Annotated in this window: 8 protein-coding genes; 6 read left to right on the top strand and 2 right to left on the bottom strand. The window is 61.5% G+C overall.

From position 1 onward, the window contains the following. Nucleotides 1-117: 117 nt before the first annotated feature. Genes malQ through H598_RS0106075 form a run of 6 tightly spaced genes read left to right on the top strand, consistent with a single transcriptional unit; the run spans nucleotide 118 to nucleotide 11,779 of the window. Complete coding sequence (malQ, locus tag H598_RS23520; protein ID WP_028112221.1) at nucleotides 118-2,244, top strand: 4-alpha-glucanotransferase; 2,127 nt, start codon at nucleotides 118-120, stop codon at nucleotides 2,242-2,244. After that, nucleotides 2,241-4,427, top strand: a complete 2,187-nt coding sequence (gene glgB / locus H598_RS23515) for a 1,4-alpha-glucan branching protein GlgB (protein WP_051252490.1) — start codon at nucleotides 2,241-2,243, stop codon at nucleotides 4,425-4,427. The genes malQ and glgB overlap by 4 nt, the downstream gene beginning before the upstream one ends. Continuing rightward, entirely contained in the window at nucleotides 4,427-6,442 is a 2,016-nt protein-coding gene (gene glgX, locus H598_RS23510) for a glycogen debranching protein GlgX (RefSeq protein WP_051252488.1), read from the top strand. The genes glgB and glgX overlap by 1 nt, the downstream gene beginning before the upstream one ends. 1 nt (nucleotide 6,443) lies before the next feature. Continuing rightward, nucleotides 6,444-8,933, top strand: coding sequence for a glycogen/starch/alpha-glucan phosphorylase (locus H598_RS23505; protein ID WP_051252486.1), 2,490 nt, complete (start codon nucleotides 6,444-6,446; stop codon nucleotides 8,931-8,933). Beyond that, a complete protein-coding gene (gene glgC, locus H598_RS0106080; RefSeq protein WP_028112220.1) occupies nucleotides 8,926-10,197 on the top strand; it encodes a glucose-1-phosphate adenylyltransferase in 1,272 nt (423 codons plus the stop codon). The genes H598_RS23505 and glgC overlap by 8 nt, the downstream gene beginning before the upstream one ends. After that, nucleotides 10,187-11,779 (top strand): glycogen synthase, encoded by a 1,593-nt coding sequence (locus tag H598_RS0106075; RefSeq protein WP_245595562.1) that lies wholly within the window; start codon nucleotides 10,187-10,189, stop codon nucleotides 11,777-11,779. Before glgC ends, H598_RS0106075 begins: the two co-directional genes overlap by 11 nt. Before the next feature lie 37 nt (nucleotides 11,780-11,816). On the opposite strand, the gene H598_RS25465 is transcribed toward H598_RS0106075, so the two are convergent. Next, nucleotides 11,817-17,867, bottom strand: coding sequence for a LamG-like jellyroll fold domain-containing protein (locus H598_RS25465; protein ID WP_169629224.1), 6,051 nt, complete (start codon nucleotides 17,865-17,867; stop codon nucleotides 11,817-11,819). A gap of 303 nt (nucleotides 17,868-18,170) precedes the next feature. Next, a complete protein-coding gene (locus tag H598_RS23495) occupies nucleotides 18,171-18,674 on the bottom strand; it encodes a porin family protein (protein WP_051252482.1) in 504 nt (167 codons plus the stop codon). Nucleotides 18,675-18,750: the final 76 nt, after the last annotated feature.

Raw genomic sequence — 18,750 nt, 5'->3', positions numbered from 1 at the left:
GCACCGGATGCCGCTTCAGCCTTAGCCGTCGACCCCAGAAATAGAATCAAACTGACATCAGAATGAAACGTTTGCTTTTCATTCTATCCTCAGGGCGCCGAACCGGCGCCTGGGTTCATGGATGAACGCGGTCGCCACATCGGCCGCCAAGACAGGGTGATGGAAGACAGGGTGATACCGGAAAAACTGTTTTACCTGCAAGGGATAGGCGCCGACTACCAAGACAATCAGGGACAGTGCGTGGCCATCGACCCCGAGGTGCGACGGCGGTTGCTGTTCGCCATGACCGGGCCTCCAGCCATCGGAACCGACCCCTGGCAGCAACGCATCGACGCCCTGGATGCCCGCCCCTGGCTGCAACTGGCACCGGCGTTTCAAATTACCGACATCGACACCCCCACCCTTGAGGTGTATCAGCCACAGGAGCTGACCGCTCACTTTAGCCTGAGTCACCCTCAGGCAACGCCGCTGCAGATTGAGGCCAGGCCACACTGGCAGCACGGTGAGTACTGGTACCAACAGCGCCGCTTTGTCCGCTACCATCTGCCCCTGCCTCCTGACTGGCTGAGCACCGATGCCACCGACACCGAACTGACGGTGTATCAACAGGGGCGCCAACAGCGTGTCACCCTGTGCCGCACGCCGGCCCGCTGTTATCAGGCCCCGGCCAGACCCGAACGCAGCTGGGGACTGAACCTGCAACTGTATCGACTGCGAACGTCCCGGCAGTGGGGCATCGGCGACTTTGCCGATCTGCACCGACTCATCGACTGGCTGGGTCCCCTGGGGGCCGACTTCATTCAGCTCAATCCTCTGCACACCCCGGATCCGCACCTGAAAGGCAACGTCAGTCCCTATGCCGCAGCCGACCGACACTGCCTCAGCCCCCTCTATCTGGCCCCGGAGTGGATTGAAGAGTACTCGTCGTTAGCCGCCGAGTTTCAACGTCCCCAGTGGCTGGGCCCCAGGCAACGCCTGGCTGAGGCGGACTGGCTCGACTACGACGCCATCGCCAGGCTCAAGTTTGCCCTGTTCGACCGACTGCATCAGCAGTTTCTGCAGACCGTCTGCAACTCGGGCGCTGAGCGCGACCAGGCCTACCAGCGGTTTGTGCGTCAGCACGGGGAACGGCTGCAGCAATACCGACGTCAGGAGCATCAATGGTTGTGGCAACAGCTGCAGCTGGAGACCCATCCGGATCTGCCCCTGTTCCTGCAGTTTGAAGCCCGACGACAACAGGCTCGTTGTCAGGCCCGTTGCCAGGCTTTAGGGATGGTCACCGGTCTGATTGCGGATCTCCCGGTAGGGGTTCCCCCCACCAGCTGTGAGGTGGCCGCCGACCCGCAGTACTTTTGTCGCCACGCCAGCATTGGTGCCCCGCCAGACCCCTTCGCCGCTCAGGGGCAGGACTGGGGCCTGGCACCTGCAGACCCCATCATCATGAAACAACAGCACTTTCGTCATTGGCGATCGTTGCTGGACGCCAATATGCACCACTGCGGCGCCCTGCGCATTGATCACATCATGGGCCTGAGACGGCAGTGGTGGTGCCTGCCCGGCGAGGCCCCTGGCATCGGCGGTTACGTCTATTACCCCCATGAGCAGCTGTTCGATCTGCTGGCCCTGCACAGCCACAATCATGGGTGTGAAGTGATTGGCGAAAACCTCGGCATTGTGCCGCCCGAGATCGACCAGCAGATGCAACATAAAGGCATCGCCGGTACCCAGCTGCTGCACTTCTGTCTGGACTCACAAGGCCGCTACCTGGCCCCGGATACCCTGGGGAACAACCTGATGCTGATGACCAGCAACCATGACGTGCCACCACTGGCACAGTGGTGGCAGGGTGGGGATTTGCATCTCCTTCAGCAGTTGCAACTGCTGAGTGCCGAGCAACTGCCGCAACGATTGCAGCAGCGTCGGCGGCAAAAGCAGGCCTTGCTGGAGTGGCTGACGCGCTTTGGTGACAGCCCGGCAACCGATGCCGAGCAGGATTGGAACTTTGAACTGATGGCCGCCTCTTTGCTCACCCTGGCCAAAAGCCGGGCCAACCGCTTTGCGCTGCAACTGGACGACCTGCTATTGAGCTCTCAGCCGGTCAATATTCCCGGCACCTGGAAGCAGTACCGCAACTGGCAACTGCGCTTAAGCCAGCCATTGGCCAGCCTGGAGCAGGACCCGCAAATCCATGCGCTGCTGCAACAGATCGATCAACTCCGTCGCCAATCGAGGCCCACCCCATGACCCTGACCACCCTTGCCCCACCGGCTCCCGAGGATGACGTGCTGACCCCGTCCCAACTGGGGATGCACCCAGGCGCCGATGGTCGCCGACTTCAGGTCGGTTGCTATTTCCCCGGCGCCCTGTCCGTTCGAGTCGTCGACCTCAATAGTCAGCGCACCGTGGCCACCCTGGTACCGAGAGGAAATCTTGGCTACTTCCTGGGGCCTCTCGGGCGCCGCATTCGACGATTCCCGTATCGGCTGCAGGTGGACTACCCCCAGTCACAGGCGTCAATCATCGACCCCCATCAGTTCGGCTCGCTGCTCACCGAGCAACAGCGTTACCTGTTTGCCGAAGGCAAAGAGGAACACGCCTACCGTTTCCTCGGCGCCAACCATCGCTGCGTTCAGGGTATCGACGGCATCTGGTTCAGCCTGTGGGCCCCCAACGCCAGGGCGGTGGCGTTAATCGGCGACTTTAACCATTGGGACAGCCGCAGCCATCCCATGAAAACCCACCACCACAGTGGCATCTGGGAGCTGTTTTTGCCCCAGGCCAGTCCGGGCCAGCATTATAAATACCGCCTGACCCTGGCCGATGGCCGCACTCAGGATAAGGCGGATCCCTACGCCCGGGAGATGGAATCGCCGCCCCACAACGCCAGTCGAATCGGCGCCATTGCCGACTACCCATGGCAGGATCAGTGCTGGATGGCGCGCCGGGCCCAGTGGCCTTCCCACCAGCGGCCGCTGTCCATCTACGAGGTCCACCTTGCCTCCTGGCAACGGCAACAGGACAACCAGCCTCTGAGCTATACCCAGCTGGCGCAGCGCCTTATCCCCTATGTCAAACGGATGGGGTTCAGCCACATTCAGCTGATGCCCATCGCCAGTCACCCGTTCGAAGGCTCCTGGGGTTATCAGCCCATTGGCCTGTTCGCTCCCAATCAGCGCCTCGGCGACGGCGACGCCCTCAAGGCCTTCATCGATCAGTGCCATCAACAGGGGATCGGTGTCATTCTCGACTGGGTCGCGGCCCACTTCCCCGGCGACGCTCACGGCCTGGCGCAACTGGACGGCACCGCCCTGTATGAACACGACGATCCCCGTCAGGGCCATCATCCGGACTGGGACACCCTGCTGTTCAACTACGGCCGCAACGAGGTCAAAAGTTATCTCATCAGCAACGCCTTCTACTGGCTGGGCGAATACCACTTCGATGGCCTGCGTCTGGACGCCGTCTCCTCCATGCTGTACCTGGACTACAGCCGAGAGCCCGGACAGTGGGTGCCCAACCGCCATGGCGGCCGTGAAAACCTGGACGCCGCCGAGTTGCTGAAGCAGCTTAACCAACGCTGCCATTTCAACTTTCCCGGCCTGTTGATGATTGCCGAAGAGTCCACCACCTGGGACGGCATTACCCGACCGGTGGACCAGGGCGGTCTCGGCTTTGGCTACAAGTGGAACATGGGCTGGATGAACGACACCCTGCGTTACCTCAACCAGGACCCCATTCACCGCCGCCATCACCATAGCCTGATGAACTTCAGCATGCTGTACGCCTACAGTGAGCACTTCATCCTGTCCCTCAGCCATGATGAGGTGGTTCACGGCAAAGGATCATTACTGAGCAAAGTGCCCGGCGATCCCTGGCAGAAGTTCGCCACCCTCAGGGCCTACTTCGGCTTTATGTGGACCCACCCGGGAAAGAAGCTGTTGTTTATGGGCAATGAACTGGCCCAGTGGGACGAATGGTGCCATCAGCGCTCCCTCGACTGGCACCTGCTCGACAGCCCGCCTCACCTCGGCGTGCAGCACTGGGTTCGGGACCTGAACCAACTCTACGCCAGTCAGGGCGCCCTGCATCTGTGGGACCATCAACCCCAGGGGTTTCAGTGGCTGGAGTGCAACGACTACCACAACAGCGTATTCAGCTTCCTTCGGCGCGGACCCGAGCCGACATCACCGCTGTTGGTGATCATCAATATGACGCCGCAGGTTCATGAGCAATTTGCCGTCGGCGTGCCACAACCGGGCCGCTGGCGCGAGCAGCTCAACAGCGACGCCGGTGAGTATGGCGGCAGTGGCGTGACCAATCCCGAACCGCTCAGTAGCGACGATCAGCCGCTGCATCAGATGGCGCAGCGGTTGACCCTGCGCCTGCCGCCGCTGAGCTGCGTCATTCTGGCGCCGGAGTCACCGTAATGCAGACCCGGCCGGGACGCCCTTACCCATTAGGCGCAACCCTGACGGAACGGGGCGTCAACTTCGTCCTGTTCAGTGCCCATGCCGACGCCGTCACTCTGTGCTTATTCGATGACCAACAGCAACCTCAGGCGCAACTGCCACTGCGCCCCACCCCTGGCGGCCTGTGGTGCATCGAAGTGGCCAACCTCGCCGAAGGTCAATATTACGGCTATCGGGTTCATGGCCCGACGGCGCCCCATCTCGGTCACCGCTTCGCGCCCCACAAGCTGCTGCTAGACCCGTACGCCAAAGCCCTGTCCGGACCGATGCCGTCCCCGGACAGCGAACCCGCCCCCCAGCTGGATAACGGCCACTGGATGCCCAAATGCCGGGTCACCGCCCCCCTGGCTACCGCGGACAGCCGACCCCGAATCCCCCTGTCCGACACCCTGATTCTGGAACTTCACCCCAAGGGGTTCAGCATCAATCTTCCCGGGCTGGCTCCCCAGCATCGCGGCAAACTGTCCGCCCTGGCTCAGCCACAAGCCATTGAGTATTTTCACCGCCTCGGGATCACCACCCTGGAACTGTTGCCCATTCACCCCTTCGCCAGCGAACCCTTTCTGACCCAACGCTCCCTCAGCAACTACTGGGGCTACAACAGCCTGCAGTTTTTTGCCATCCATCCCGGCTACCTCAACGGCAACGATCCGGCCGAGTTTGCCGAGGTGGTACAACGCCTCCACGACGCCGGGTTGGAGGTCATTATGGATGTGGTGTTCAACCACAGCGCCGAAGGCGATGAACAGGGCTCCACCTACAGCTTTCGTGGCCTGGACAACGCCAGCTACTACCGTCTCGATGATCGGGACCCAAGCCGCTACCTCAACTTCAGTGGCTGCGGCAACAGCCTCAACCTCAGCCACCCCAGGGTGCTGCAGATGGTGACCGACAGCCTGCGTTACTGGGTCAGGGACATCGGCATCGACGGCTTTCGCTTCGACCTGGCGACCGCCCTGGGACGGGAAGCCCCCCACTTCGACGCCGGGGCTGGCCTGCTGGATGCCATCGGCCAGGATCCACTGCTGAGCCAGGTTAAGCTGATTGCCGAGCCCTGGGATCTCGGCCCGGACGGCTATCAACTGGGTCAGTTTCCACCACCATGGAGCGAATGGAACGATCAGTATCGCGACACCGTGCGCCGGTTCTGGCGCGGCGATGCCAATCAACTGCCGGCCCTGGCCAACGCCCTTCACGGCAGTGCCAGATGGTTCGATCACCATGGCCGCGGCCCTGTGGCCAGCATCAACTTTATTACCAGTCACGACGGTTACACCCTGGCGGATCTGGTCAGCTATGAACAGCGCCACAACCACGCCAATGGCGAACACAACCGAGACGGCCATGGCCACAACTTCAGCCGCAACCATGGCACCGAGGGCCCGACCGCCGCCAGCGACATTCGCGCCCTGAGGCGGCGGCAGCAGAAAAACCTGCTGGCCACCCTGCTGCTGTCTCAGGGAGTGCCCATGCTGCTGGCCGGTGATGACCTGGGTAACAGCCAGCAGGGCAACAACAACGCCTATTGTCAGGACAACGCCATCGGCTGGCTCGACTGGAGCCCGGCCCCGGAGCAGCAACACCTGGGTCAGTTTCTGCGTCAGTTGATCGCCCTGCGCCGCTCGCAGCCTCTGCTCAGACAATGCCGTTATCAGCACAACCACGGCGATGTCCGTTTCCACTGGTACACAGAACAGGGGCACAAGATGCAGGAGTCACACTGGCATCAACCGCAGCGCCGTCACCTGATGGTGCAGATTCAATCCACAAACGACGCCCTGTTGATGATGTTCAACGCCGGGGAGACGCCAGTGACTTTTCAGCTACCGCCCCCCCGCTACGCCCAGACCTGGCACTGCCGGGTGCACACCCAGGCCGACGGCCTCGAAGACGGCCATGCCCTGTCCCACAACACGGTGACCCTTTCGGAACACAGCCTGGCAGTGCTGCAGGCTTCATTAAAGGACCAATGAGATGCCCAAAGTCAGCCGCCCGACCCCACCCAAGTTCAGCGCTCAACCCAAGGAGTGCCTGAAAGCCGGTTTCGACCATTACATCCGCTACAGCCTCAACCGTGACAAGCCCAGTGACCAGGATCTCTACCAGGCCCTGGCGTTAAGTGTCCGCGAACAACTGATGGACAACTGGCGCGACACCCGGGTTCGCAACAACCAGTTTTCCGATCGCAAAGTCGCCTACCTGTCGCTGGAGTTCCTGATGGGACGGGCACTGGGCAACGCCGCCCTCAACCTGAACCTGACCGACGACGCCCGCCAGGCTTTGAAGGGCTACGGCGCCCGGCTGGAGGAGGTCGCCGAACAGGAGCAGGATGCCGGCCTGGGCAACGGCGGGTTGGGGCGACTGGCCGCCTGCTTCCTGGACAGTTGCGCCACCCTGGACATGGCGGTACTGGGGTACGGCATTCGCTATGAATACGGCATGTTTACGCAACAGTTTGTCGATGGCCATCAGGTGGAGCAACCGGACCGCTGGCTGCGCAACGGCACTCCCTGGGAGGTCAAAGTCCCACACCACAACGTGCTGGTGCAGTTTGGCGGCCGGGCCGACACCTTCTGCGACGATCAGGGCCGGCGGCGCCACCACTGGGTCGATACCGAAGAGGTACTGGCGGTGGCCTACGATGTGCCGATCCCCGGATTTAACAACCGCCGGGTCAACACCCTCAGGCTGTGGAAAGCGGAGGCCACCGACGAGTTTGACCTCAGTGAATTCAATCAGGGGGATTACAGTGAGGCGGTCGCCAGGAAAAACCAGGCGGAGCAGATCACCATGGTGCTGTACCCCAACGACAGCAGTGAGAACGGCAAAGAGTTGCGATTACGACAGCAGTATTTCCTCAGCTCCGCCAGCCTGCAGGATCTGCTGCGCAGCTACCTCGGTCAAGGTGGTGACGTCGGTGATTTCGCCAAGCACCATGTGATTCAGCTCAACGACACTCACCCCAGCATCTCGGTCGCCGAACTGATGCGGCTGCTGATGGATGAGTATGGACTGGGCTGGGATCAGGCCTGGTCGGTCAGCAGCCGCACCCTGGCTTACACCAACCACACCTTGCTGCCCGAGGCGTTGGAGAGCTGGCCGGTGGCGCTGATGCAGCGCCTGCTACCTCGGCTGATGGAGATCATCTTCGAGATCAATGCCCGCTTCCTGGAGCAGGTGGCCCAGCGCTGGCCCGGCGACAGCCACAAGCTGCGGCAATTGTCGATCATCAGCGACGATGCCGATCCGGCGGTGCGCATGGCACACCTGGCCATCGTCGGCAGTTTCTCGGTCAATGGCGTGGCCATGCTGCACACCACACTGTTGACCCAGGGGTTGTTTCACCACTTCCACCAGCTATGGCCACAACGGTTCAACAACAAAACCAACGGCGTGACGCCCCGGCGCTGGCTGGCCCACGCCAACCCACGCCTCAGCGCCCTGCTGACCGAGCGGCTGGGCAAGCAGTGGATTACCGATCTGAGCCAACTGACCGCCCTGAACGCCTACCTGAGCGACGACAGCTTTATTCATCACTGGCGCGAGATCAAACAGGCCAACAAACAACGGCTGGCACAGTTGGTGTACCAGCGCTGCAACGTCGAGTTTGACACCGGCATGCTGTTTGACGTCCAGGTAAAACGCATCCATGAGTACAAGCGGCAATTGCTGAACCTGCTCCACGTCATCCACCTGTACCGGCGCATTACCGCCGGCGACACCGCCAATATGACCCCCCGCTGCGTGCTGATTGGCGGCAAGGCCGCCCCGGGCTACGCGCTGGCCAAGCGGATACTGAAACTGGCCAACAATGTGGCCTACATGATCAATGCCGACGCTCGGGTCCGCCCCTTCCTGAGGGTGGCGGTGTTACCGGACTACAACGTCAGTGCCATGGAGATCATCTGTCCCGGTGCCGACCTGTCACAGCAGATCAGTACCGCCGGCAAAGAGGCCTCCGGCACCGGCAACATGAAGTTGATGATGAACGGTGCCCTGACCATCGGCACCCTGGACGGGGCCAACATCGAGATACTGGATGCGGTGGGTTCGGAGAACTTTTTCCTGTTCGGACTCAATGCCCAGGAGGTTGAACAGGCTCGGCAGCACTATCAGCCCGACACCTACCTGCAGCGTTCGCCAGCGCTGCGGGGGGTCATAGAACTGCTGCAAAGCGGCCACTTCAACCTGTTGGAGCCTGGGCTGTTCCAGCCGATACTGGATGCCCTGCTCAGCCCGGCGGACCCCTGGATGGTACTGGCCGATTTCGACGCCTACCTTCAGGCCCAGGAGCGGGTCGCCGAAGCCTACCTCAACCCCGCACACTGGACCCGCATGAGCATTCGCAATACCGCCGCCAGTGGCCGCTTTTCCAGCGATGCCACCATCAGCCGTTACCGGGACGAGATCTGGAGCCTCGCCCCCGCCAACCCTTGCCGTCAAGGAGAGACGCCCGATGCTTAATTCCAATCCACGCTACGTCAGCAACCTGACCCGGGATACCTACGCCATCATCCTGGCCGGGGGCCGTGGCAGCCGCCTGCATGAACTCACCAGCTGGCGGGCCAAACCGGCGGTCTATTTCGGTGGCCAGTTTCGAATCATCGACTTTCCGCTGTCCAACTGCGTTAACTCCGGCGTGCGCCGCATCGGTGTGGTGACTCAGTACAAATCCCACAGCCTGATCCGCCACCTGAGCCGAGGCTGGGGCCATTTCAAGCGCGAGCTGGGGGAGTCGGTGGAGATTCTGCCGGCTTCCCAGCGCTACTCCGACAACTGGTATCAGGGTACCGCCGATGCGGTATTTCAGAATCTGGACATCATTCGTCACGAGCTGCCCAAGTACGTCATGATCCTCTCCGGCGATCACATCTACCGCATGGACTACGCCGGCCTGATCGCCGCCCACGTTGAATCCGGTGCCGACATGACCGTTTCCTGCATCGAAGTGGCAGTAGCCGAGGCCGCCGGTGCCTTTGGGGTGATGGCCGTCGATACCGAGCAGCGCATCACCGGCTTCGAAGAGAAACCCGCGCGGCCGCAGGGGTTGGCGGACGACCCGGAGCGCTGCCTGGCCTCCATGGGCAACTACGTGTTCAACGCCGAATTCCTGTTTGACCAACTCAGCCAGGATGCCCGGCGCCAAAACTCGGATCGGGATTTCGGCAAGGACATCATTCCCGCCATCATCGAGAATCATAAAGTCTTCGCCTACCGCCACCGCAGCGCTCTGGACAACGAACCGCCCTACTGGCGCGACGTGGGCTCTCTGGACTCCTTCTACCAGGCCAACATGGAGCTGCTGCAGCCAACTCCGCCGCTGAACCTGTATGACTCCCGCTGGCCCATCTGGAGCTACCAGGAACAGCTGGCCCCGGCCAAGTTCGTGTTCGACGACGACCATCGTCGCGGCACCGCCGCCGATTCCATCGTGTCCTCCGGTTGCATTGTCTCAGGGGCAACCGTGCGCCGCTGCGTGCTGTTCAACCGGGTTCGCATCGACGATTACGCCCTGGTGGAAGACTCGGTGATTCTGCCCAACGTCCACATCGGCCAGGGCGCACAGATTAAAAATGCCATCCTCGAGCGAGGCTGTGAGGTACCTGACAACATGGTGATCGGCTACGACCGCCTGCAGGATAAAAGCCGTGGCTTTCGAGTAACGGAACAGGGACGAGTGCTGGTGACCCGGGAGATGCTGGGCTTACAGGTGGGTTATGAAGACTGAACACAGGATTCGAGTACTGATGGTTGCGGCGGAAAATGGCGCCCTTCCCGCCGCCAAAGTCGGCGGCATGGGCGATGTGCTGCGGGATCTGGCCCCTGAGCTGGCCAAGGCCCAGGTGCAAGCCGATCAGATCATGCCCGCTTACGGCCGCTTTCACCGCCACCCCCACGCCAGCCAACTGGCACGGTTGACCGTCCCCTTCGGCGGTCGTCATGAAATTGTCACCCTGTACCAGCTGGCCAATCCGGCCCACCCCGAGTCCAGGTTGTTTGTGCTCGATCACCCGCTGTTCAGTAACGCCGGCGACGGGGTCATCTACCACTGCAATGACCCCGAACCCTATGCCAGCGATGCCAGCAAGTTTGCCCTGTTTTGCGCCGCCGTTGCCGTCGCCCTGTGCCAGCGTCACCTAGGCCGGCCTGAGGTGCTGCACCTGCATGACTGGCATGCGGCCCTGCTCACGGTGCTGCGAGCTTTTGATCCCCGCTATCAGCCGTTGCAGGCGCTTCGCTGTGTGTACAGCATTCACAACCTGGCCCTCCAGGGTACCCGGCCGTTTCGAAACAGTCACTCCAGTTTTGGTCGCTGGTTTCCGGAGTTGGCCGCCAGCCTCACCGATGCCCAGACCCGCCGAATCGAAGACCCCAGCTACCCTCAGTGTCTGAACCCGATGCGGGCCGCCATCAACCTGGCGGACAAGGTACACCTGGTCAGCCCCAGCTACGCCAGCGAAGTGCTGCAACCCAGCGACCATCGACACGGGATCTGGGGCGGAGAAGGCCTGGAGCAGGATCTCAACCGCCGTCATCAACAGGGAGGGCTCTGCGGCATTCTGAACGGCCTGGTCTACCCGGACACCCCGGCGCCATCACAGAGTTTTGAAGCGCTGCTGAACACCATGCACACCACCCTGCTTGGCTGGCAGGGCCACGGCACCCACCTGCGCAACGTCGATTTCATTGCCCATACCCGCCTGCAGTTGTGGCAGCAGGCGAAGCGGCCGCCGCCGTCGATGCTGCTGACCACGGTCGCCAGGCTGACTGAGCAGAAAGTGGCCATCCTGTGCCACCGCCTCGACAATGGCGATACCGTACTGGAAACCCTGCTGCGCCGGTTTAAGCAACGTCAGCCTCAGGGGCTGTACGTCTGCCTGGGCAGCGGCAATCACACCATCGAAGCGGAACTGCAGCGGGTCGCGGCGCATCACGACAACTTCCTGTTCCTCAACGGCTATCAGGAACAGTTGTCGGCACAACTGTACCGTCAGGGCCAGTTGTTTATGATGCCCAGCTCCTTTGAACCCTGCGGCATCAGTCAGTTGATGGCGATGCGGGAAGGCCAACCCTGCCTGGTACACGCGGTAGGCGGACTGCGGGATACGGTGGTGGACAATCAGACCGGCTACTGGTTCGAAGGCGATGGCCTCGAGCAGCAGGGGCTGGCGCTGCTGGCCAGGTTTGATGAACTGCTGGAAGCATTTGGCAGCGACGACTGGCAACGGGTCGCCGCCAATGCCAAAGAGCAGCGGTTTGGCTGGCAGTCCCCCTGCCATCTCTATCGGCACACTCTGTATCTGGAGTAACAGCCAGGCGCTCCGACGGCGTCGGAGCGCCCATGGCTTACGGCGGCAACGTCGCTAGGGCCTGAATCTCGTCCCCGGTCAACGCTCGATCGTAGAGACGCACTTCATCCAGGGTTCCGCTGAAGAACTCGGAGACGCCATCGGCGCCACCGAAGATCAGGTCGCCATTGCCATCGGCTGGCTGTGCCGAGCCCGAGGCCACGACGGCGCCATCGCGGTACAGGGTGCGGGTTCCTGCGGGTCCGTTTTGCACCAGCGTCAACTGAGTCCAGCCGCTACTGATGCTGCCGTCAGCCAGATTTGCGGGCCCGCCAAAGACCCAGGCATTCCAGGATGACACCCAAAGGCCATACCAGGGGGCACTGTCACGGGACTTGGTCACCACTCCGGACCAGCCTCCCTGAGGCCCATCGGCGTTCACCCACACCGACAGGGTGAAACTGTCACCGACGGCAAAGGCCAGCGCCGACTCATGGCCGATACGAACCTGGTCGTCGCCGCCATCGAAGCTCAGGCCGCCCCCGGCCCAGCCCGGCACTCGACTGGCGCCGCTGAGGCTGCCCACCCGACCATTGCCTGAGGCATCCAGCACCGAATCACCGCCAGCTTCATCCAATGGCCAGTAGCCCACCAGGCCGACACTGGGCAGGCCACCACCGCTGAGGTCAATGTCAAACTGAGCACTGCTGATGCTGCTGTCTGACAAGCCGTCGGCCAGGGCGATGGCCTTGAGGGTCACGCTCTGATCCAGGGTCAACACCGACAGATACTCATCAGAGCCTACATCGGGATCGCTGCCGTCCAGGGTGTAATACACCCGCGCCAGCGGCGTCGACGAACTCAGGGTCACGGCCACCGGACCGGAGAAACTGCCTCCGGCCGGCGAGATCACCGGCGCCGCCACCGTCGCCAGTGCGGCTACGGTAACCGTGATGCTGTCACCGGACTCCGGATTAGTGAGCGGTTGATGATTTTCATCCACCAGCCACACCTGCACCAGGTGACTGCCCGGCGCCACCGCGCCAAAGTCATAACTGGACAGCGACAGATCGTGCACAGGCACATAGGCCTGATCGTCCAACTGCACATGGACATGGTTGTAGCCACTGGCATCGCCACTGCGGTTCCAGCTCACCACCAGGTTGCCGCTCACCTCACTGCCATCGATGGGTGCAGTGATCACCAGCGCCGGAGCCTGGTAAGGCTCGATGGCCACACTGACCTCGGCGGTATTACTGACGGTGCCGTTTTGATCCGCCAGCCGATAGCTGAAACTGTCGCTGCTGCTGGCGCTGCCATCATGCTGGTAGCTGAGGCTGCCGGTTGCCGCGTCGTAATCGATGCTGCCGTAGGCCGGTGCCGATACCAGCTCAAAGCTGTCCAGGTCCCACCCGGCCGGGGCCGAATCGTTGGCCAAAATGGCAATGGTGACCGCCTGCCCCTGGGTGACCAGTGCGCTGTCATTGCCGGCGCTGGGGTTGCCGCTACCGGGCTCCAGGTTCATCAGCGCCACCACCTCGGCGGCGCTGAAACCGCGGCCATACAAGCGGACTTCATCCAGCACACCGTCAAAGAACTCGCTGATGCCGGCGGCGCCGCCGAACCATAACTCACCGCTGCCGGTGCCCTCCCGGGCCGCTCCGCTGGCGATCTCAACGCCATTAAGGTAGAGGCTGCGACTGCCTGACGCCTGCACCAGGGCCAGGTGGTGCCAGCCACTGCTGATGCCACTGCCGTACAGGGCCGATGGGCCGCCGAAGGTCCAGGCATTCCAGGAGGAGATCCACAGCCCGTACCAGGGACTCTGATCCCGGGACTTGGTGACCACCCCGCTCCAGCCGCCCTGGCTGGCGGCAGGATTGACCCACGCCGACAGGGTAAAGGCATCGCCGGCACCAAACGCCAGTCCGGCGTCATGGGGCACGCTGACCCAGTTATCGACGCCATTGAAACTCAGGCCGCTGCCAAAGCGACCGGCGGTCAGGCTGGCACCGAAAGCGGTACCGCTGCGACCATTGCCCGAGGCATCGTTGACCAGGCCACCGGGCAGAGCGTCCATCGGCCAGTACCCCAACAGATCCGGATCGACGCTGCCGTCGACCACCTGAATCGTGATGGTCTGGGACGCCTCAGGATTGGGCAACGCCACATGGCTCGAGTCCACCAGCCACACCTGAACCTGATGACTGCCGACGCTCACCTGGCCAAAGTCATAACTGGTGAGGGCCGTATTGTGCAGGGTGACGTGGGGGTTGTCGTCCAGCTTGACGTGAATGTGGTCATAGGCGTTGCTGTCTCCGGACAGCTGCCAGTACACCACCAGATTGCCACTGAGATTCTGACCGTCGGCGGGACTGGTAATGGTCACCGTCGCAGGCTGATACCCCTGAACCGTCACAGACACCGGTGTGGCGCCAGACCAGTTACCGGCGTAATCCTGCACCCGATAGCTGAAGCTGTCACCGCTGCCGGTGGCACCATTGTGGCGATACAGTATCTCACCACTCTGGGCATCGATGGCGTCGATGGTGCCGGCTGCGGGTGCGGCCACCACCTCTACCGAGCCGGGATTCAGCCCGGAGGCGGCACTGTCATTAGCCAGCACATCGATGCCGACACTGGCCCCGGACACCACACTGGCGCTGTCGGATTGAGTCACCGGCCCCGGCGCCGGCGGCGCCGTGGTTGCCAGAGTCAGCAGTTCCTGAGAATCCAGCGCCCGGTTATAGAGGCGCACCTCATCCAGTACCCCGGAGAAGAACTCGCTGACCCCACCGGCCCCGCCGAATCTCAGATCACCGCCGCCGGTTGCGGCTTGAGCAGCGCCGCTGGCCACCAGTTCACCATTGAGATAGAGACGACGAACGCCGCCGGGGCCATCCTGAACCAGCGACAAGTGCTGCCAGCCGGTATCGATGCTGCTGCCATACAGGTTCGACGAGCCGCCAAAGGTCCACACGTCCCAGGCGGAGATCCACAATCCGTACCAGGGGCTCTGATCCCGGGAGTGAGTCACTAATCCGGCCCAGCCTCCCTGGTGACCATCGGCATCGACCCAGGCGGACAGGGTAAAACTGTCGCTGTCGGCAAACGCCATTCCAGGCTGGTGGGACACCACCACCTGGTCACCGCTGCCATTGAACCTGAGCCCCTGTCCGTCCCAGCCAGCGGTCCAACTGCCACCGCTGAGCTGGCCGTTCCAGCCGCTGCCGGACTCATCATTGACGGTGCTGCCGCCGCCTTCATTCATCGGCCAGTAACCCACCAATCCCAGCAACGGAAACTGCGGGCCGGTTTGCTGAAGATCGAACTGGGCGACCGCCACCGCGGAAGGAATGAAGCCAAGATGATAGGCCCACACTTTCAGGGTTGCACTTTGGTTCAGCGTCACCGTGCCGGTCGTCGTCGCGGAAGACAGATTCGGGTCGCTGCCATCGAGGGTGTAATACAGGCTGGCGCCCGCCGTCGCCGAGCTGAGACTGACCGTCAGAGGCGCGGTATGGCTGCCGCCGTTGGGCGTGATCACCGCAGTAGCCACGGTGGCACTACTGCCATTGTCATACAGATCGATGGTCACCGTTGCCGGCGCCGACACATAACCGTCACTGTCCTGCACCGTGTATTGAAAACTGACGCTGCCGGGGACGGCACTGCTGGGCTGATAGCTGACCCGACCGGTGCCCGGTATCACGGTCAGCAACCCGGACGCCGGCTGGCTGATCAGGGTCAGGCTGTCGTAATCCAGACCGGCATCGTCGCTGTCGTTGGCGAGCAGATCGATGTCTGCCACGCTCCCCAGCGCCACACTGGCGTTATCGTCATTGGCCACCGGGGGCGAAACGGTGCCGCAATCCGGATAGAGGGTGGCCACTTTATGGGTGGCCAGACCATGGGCATCGGTCACCGTCAGGTGAATGCGAAAGAAATAAGTTTCGCCATCGCAACCCACCGGGGCAATCTGCACCTGGCTGCTGCAGTTGCTGTCGATGGGGTCGGAGTGGGTGTGGTTGTTGTGATGCAACACCGTCTGCCAGGCACAGCTCAGCTCCGCCAGGCTGTGCTCATTGTCGCTGAGCTGGGCCTGCAACGGATACAGGGTGTCACCGGACAGAGGGTAACGGCTGCCATCGACCGGGCTGGTGATGGTGACCGACGGCGGGGTGTTGTTGACGCTCACCAGCACACTGGCGTCGTCGCTCTGCGCCGGCGAACCAGAATCTGTGACCGTCAGCTGCACCTGGAAGCTGGCGGGGCCGGCCCCGGGGGCAGAAAACTGATGAACCGGGTTGGCGCTGCCACTGCTGGCACCATCATCAAAGTTCCACCAGTAGCTGAGCGGCCCCCCTTCCGGATCGCTGGAGCCGCCGGAGGACAACTGCACCGACAGCGGCGATGGCCCGAACTGAGGCGTGGCCGAGGCCACGGCGGTTGGCGGCCGGTTGCCCCCCGGCGCGTAACTGACCTTATGGATGAAACTGGCCCAGCTGATGTAGTACAACTGCCCTTCGGTAGGGTGAGTGGCCAGAAATACGATGCCGCCGCCCTGGCTCAGGAAGGGACGGATCTCCGCAGGACGATGATCCGCAGTCATCACAAAGTTACGAATCCACTGACCACCAAAATCACCGTGGAAGTAGGTACCCTGATAGCTGGTGGGGAAATCACTGCCCTGATACCAGACGCCGCCGGTTGAGGCATTGCCGAAAAACGGCTGCCCCTGAGTCAGCACATTACCGGTGCCCGGTACCGCATCCCCCACATCCACCGCCACGCTGTTACCGGCCCCGTCGAACGCCGGATAGCGGGTGATCGCACCGCCATGAAACCAGTCCAGTTGCGGCCGTTGGTGCACGTATACCGGCACCTGAGTAATGCTGCCGCCACCACAAGGATTGGCAAAACCAGGGCTTGGTTGAGCCGCTTGCTTCAACAGATCGCCAAAATTGACGGTACACCCCAGCACCTGTGAGGCGATCTGGTTTTGCACCACCTTATTCTGGTACTCCTGTGACGGTTCAATCCCTTCAAACAGCGGCCAGCCAAAATTCTGCCCTGGGCCACTGACCACGTTAAACTCCTCCCAGCGGTTGTTGCCCACGTCCCCCACAAACAGTACGCCGGGGTCGCCATCGGCAATGTTGTGCGAGCCGGTGCCCGGCTTCAGGCTCATGCGGTAAGGGTTTCGCAGCCCCAGTGCCCACACTCTGGACTTAGGCGCTCGCGGTGCCGCAGCATCGAAATAGGGATTGCCCGGTAGCCCATCTCCGCTCTCGGGATCCAGCCTCACAATCTTGCCATTCAAGGAGTTCGGCATTTGCGAACGGTAAGAACCGACGTTCTCCTCCGGAGTGATAATGCCGTCGTTAAGACCATCCTGATAGGCGGTTTCACCGGCGCTACCGGTGTCCGTGCTGGCGTAACTGGCACCATCGCCAAAGGCCGCCAACAAGCTGCCGTCGGTACCAAACACCAACTGACCGCTGCTGTGGGATTGGTGCAGCAGTGGAAAACCGCTGGACGCGGTTTCCCCCAGCAACACTTTACGGCTGCCGTAATCCACGCTGGTGGCATTGCGATAATCCGCCTGACCGGCGGGTTTGATGGCGGTGTAACGGGTGATGCGACCGATGGTGGCCTGAGTCACCTGAATGGTGAGCGACGGGTCATAATCCTGGTCACACTGCGGGGCGCCAACCCCGGATGGGGGTTCGCTGCAGTGCAGCAGGTGATGCCGATCGACGCCATAATTCAGGTAGAGGTAACCGTTGTTGTTGAAGTCGGGATCCAGAGCAAAGCCCAACAAACCGTGATCACGCCAGGCCAACACCTCATCGCTGATGTCGAGGAGAGGCTGAGTCACCGGAGTCGCTTGATCAATAATCCAGACTTTACCGTCACGTTCCCAGGCGTAGATGCGAGAGCCTTCCTCGTTGAAAGCCAGACCTACCACACCAGACCACCCAGCCCCATCGGGGCGGGAGAGGGTCTCCTCCGTGAAATCCGAGTCTTCAAACAGTGCCGCCGATGCCATCATTGGCAACAGCCAGAGTCCTGAGAGCAACAGCATGCCCATTATGATTTGGCGCATACACATCACCCACTGCATTAGGGTAAGAATACCGGGCGCTGATCCCCGGCATGCAACATCCTGATTCGGCAATTCAAGCCGCCGAATGCAACTAGTCTAGTAAAGAAATAAACGCTGTCGAACCTGCAACGGCTCGGCGCAAGGGCTGGCTTCAAGGATAGAAAACTGAGTGATTTTATCGGGTTTTAAAACTCTTCAATTAGAACAGCAACCTGTACCGGGGCAACGGAAAAACAATGGGGGCAACAGAAAAAATAAAAAAAGGGCGCCCCTCAGGCACCCTTGTCGACGACACCACCGGCATCAGAACCGATAAGTGACACCCAGGCTGAATCCGGACACTTCCACGTCTTTCTTGTCCAGGTACATCATGTATTCCAGACCCACGTCCAGGTTGTCGGTGGCCGCGAAGTCCACCCCGATGCCGTAGGAGAAATCGTTTTCGTCCTCCTTGGCTTTATCAAAGTCATTGCTGGCTTCCAGTTCACCCTTGGTATAACCGGCAATCACATAGGGAGTAAAACCGGAATCCATCGGCATCTGACCGCGCAGATACACGCCGTAGTAGTAGTTCAATTCAATGTCGACGCCCATCAGGGTATCGTCGGACACCCCCATGCCCAGACGTGCCTCGACCGCCACGTTTCTATTGAACTCATACCCCAGACGCCCACTCAAGGCGCCGATATCGACGCTGGGGCCGCCATCCACTTCCATAAAGTTATACTGGCCACCTACATAGACGGCAGGCTCCGATGCCAGGGCACACATCGGCATCAACAAACAGGCAAATACGATCTTTTTCATGCATCACTCCATGAGCCGTTCCGGAACTTCATAAGCCCAGAACTCAAGTTAAATCAAATAGAACACCAGCTCTAAT

This window comes from Ferrimonas kyonanensis DSM 18153 (assembly GCF_000425405.1).
Taxonomy (GTDB): domain Bacteria; phylum Pseudomonadota; class Gammaproteobacteria; order Enterobacterales; family Shewanellaceae; genus Ferrimonas; species Ferrimonas kyonanensis.
Note: the sequence above shows the minus strand (reverse complement) of the source record. Positions and strands in the feature narration are given on the sequence as shown.

Bases quoted from the DNA above. Each gene is read 5' to 3' on its own strand.
- malQ (WP_028112221.1), top strand. From the start codon at position 118: ATGGATGAACGCGGTCGCCACATCGGCCGCCAAGACAGGGTGATGGAA.
- glgB (WP_051252490.1), top strand. From the start codon at position 2,241: ATGACCCTGACCACCCTTGCCCCACCGGCTCCCGAGGATGACGTGCTG.
- glgX (WP_051252488.1), top strand. From the start codon at position 4,427: ATGCAGACCCGGCCGGGACGCCCTTACCCATTAGGCGCAACCCTGACG.
- H598_RS23505 (WP_051252486.1), top strand. From the start codon at position 6,444: ATGCCCAAAGTCAGCCGCCCGACCCCACCCAAGTTCAGCGCTCAACCC.
- glgC (WP_028112220.1), top strand. From the start codon at position 8,926: ATGCTTAATTCCAATCCACGCTACGTCAGCAACCTGACCCGGGATACC.
- H598_RS0106075 (WP_245595562.1), top strand. From the start codon at position 10,187: ATGAAGACTGAACACAGGATTCGAGTACTGATGGTTGCGGCGGAAAAT.
- H598_RS25465 (WP_169629224.1), bottom strand. From the start codon at position 17,867: ATGCGCCAAATCATAATGGGCATGCTGTTGCTCTCAGGACTCTGGCTG.
- H598_RS23495 (WP_051252482.1), bottom strand. From the start codon at position 18,674: ATGAAAAAGATCGTATTTGCCTGTTTGTTGATGCCGATGTGTGCCCTG.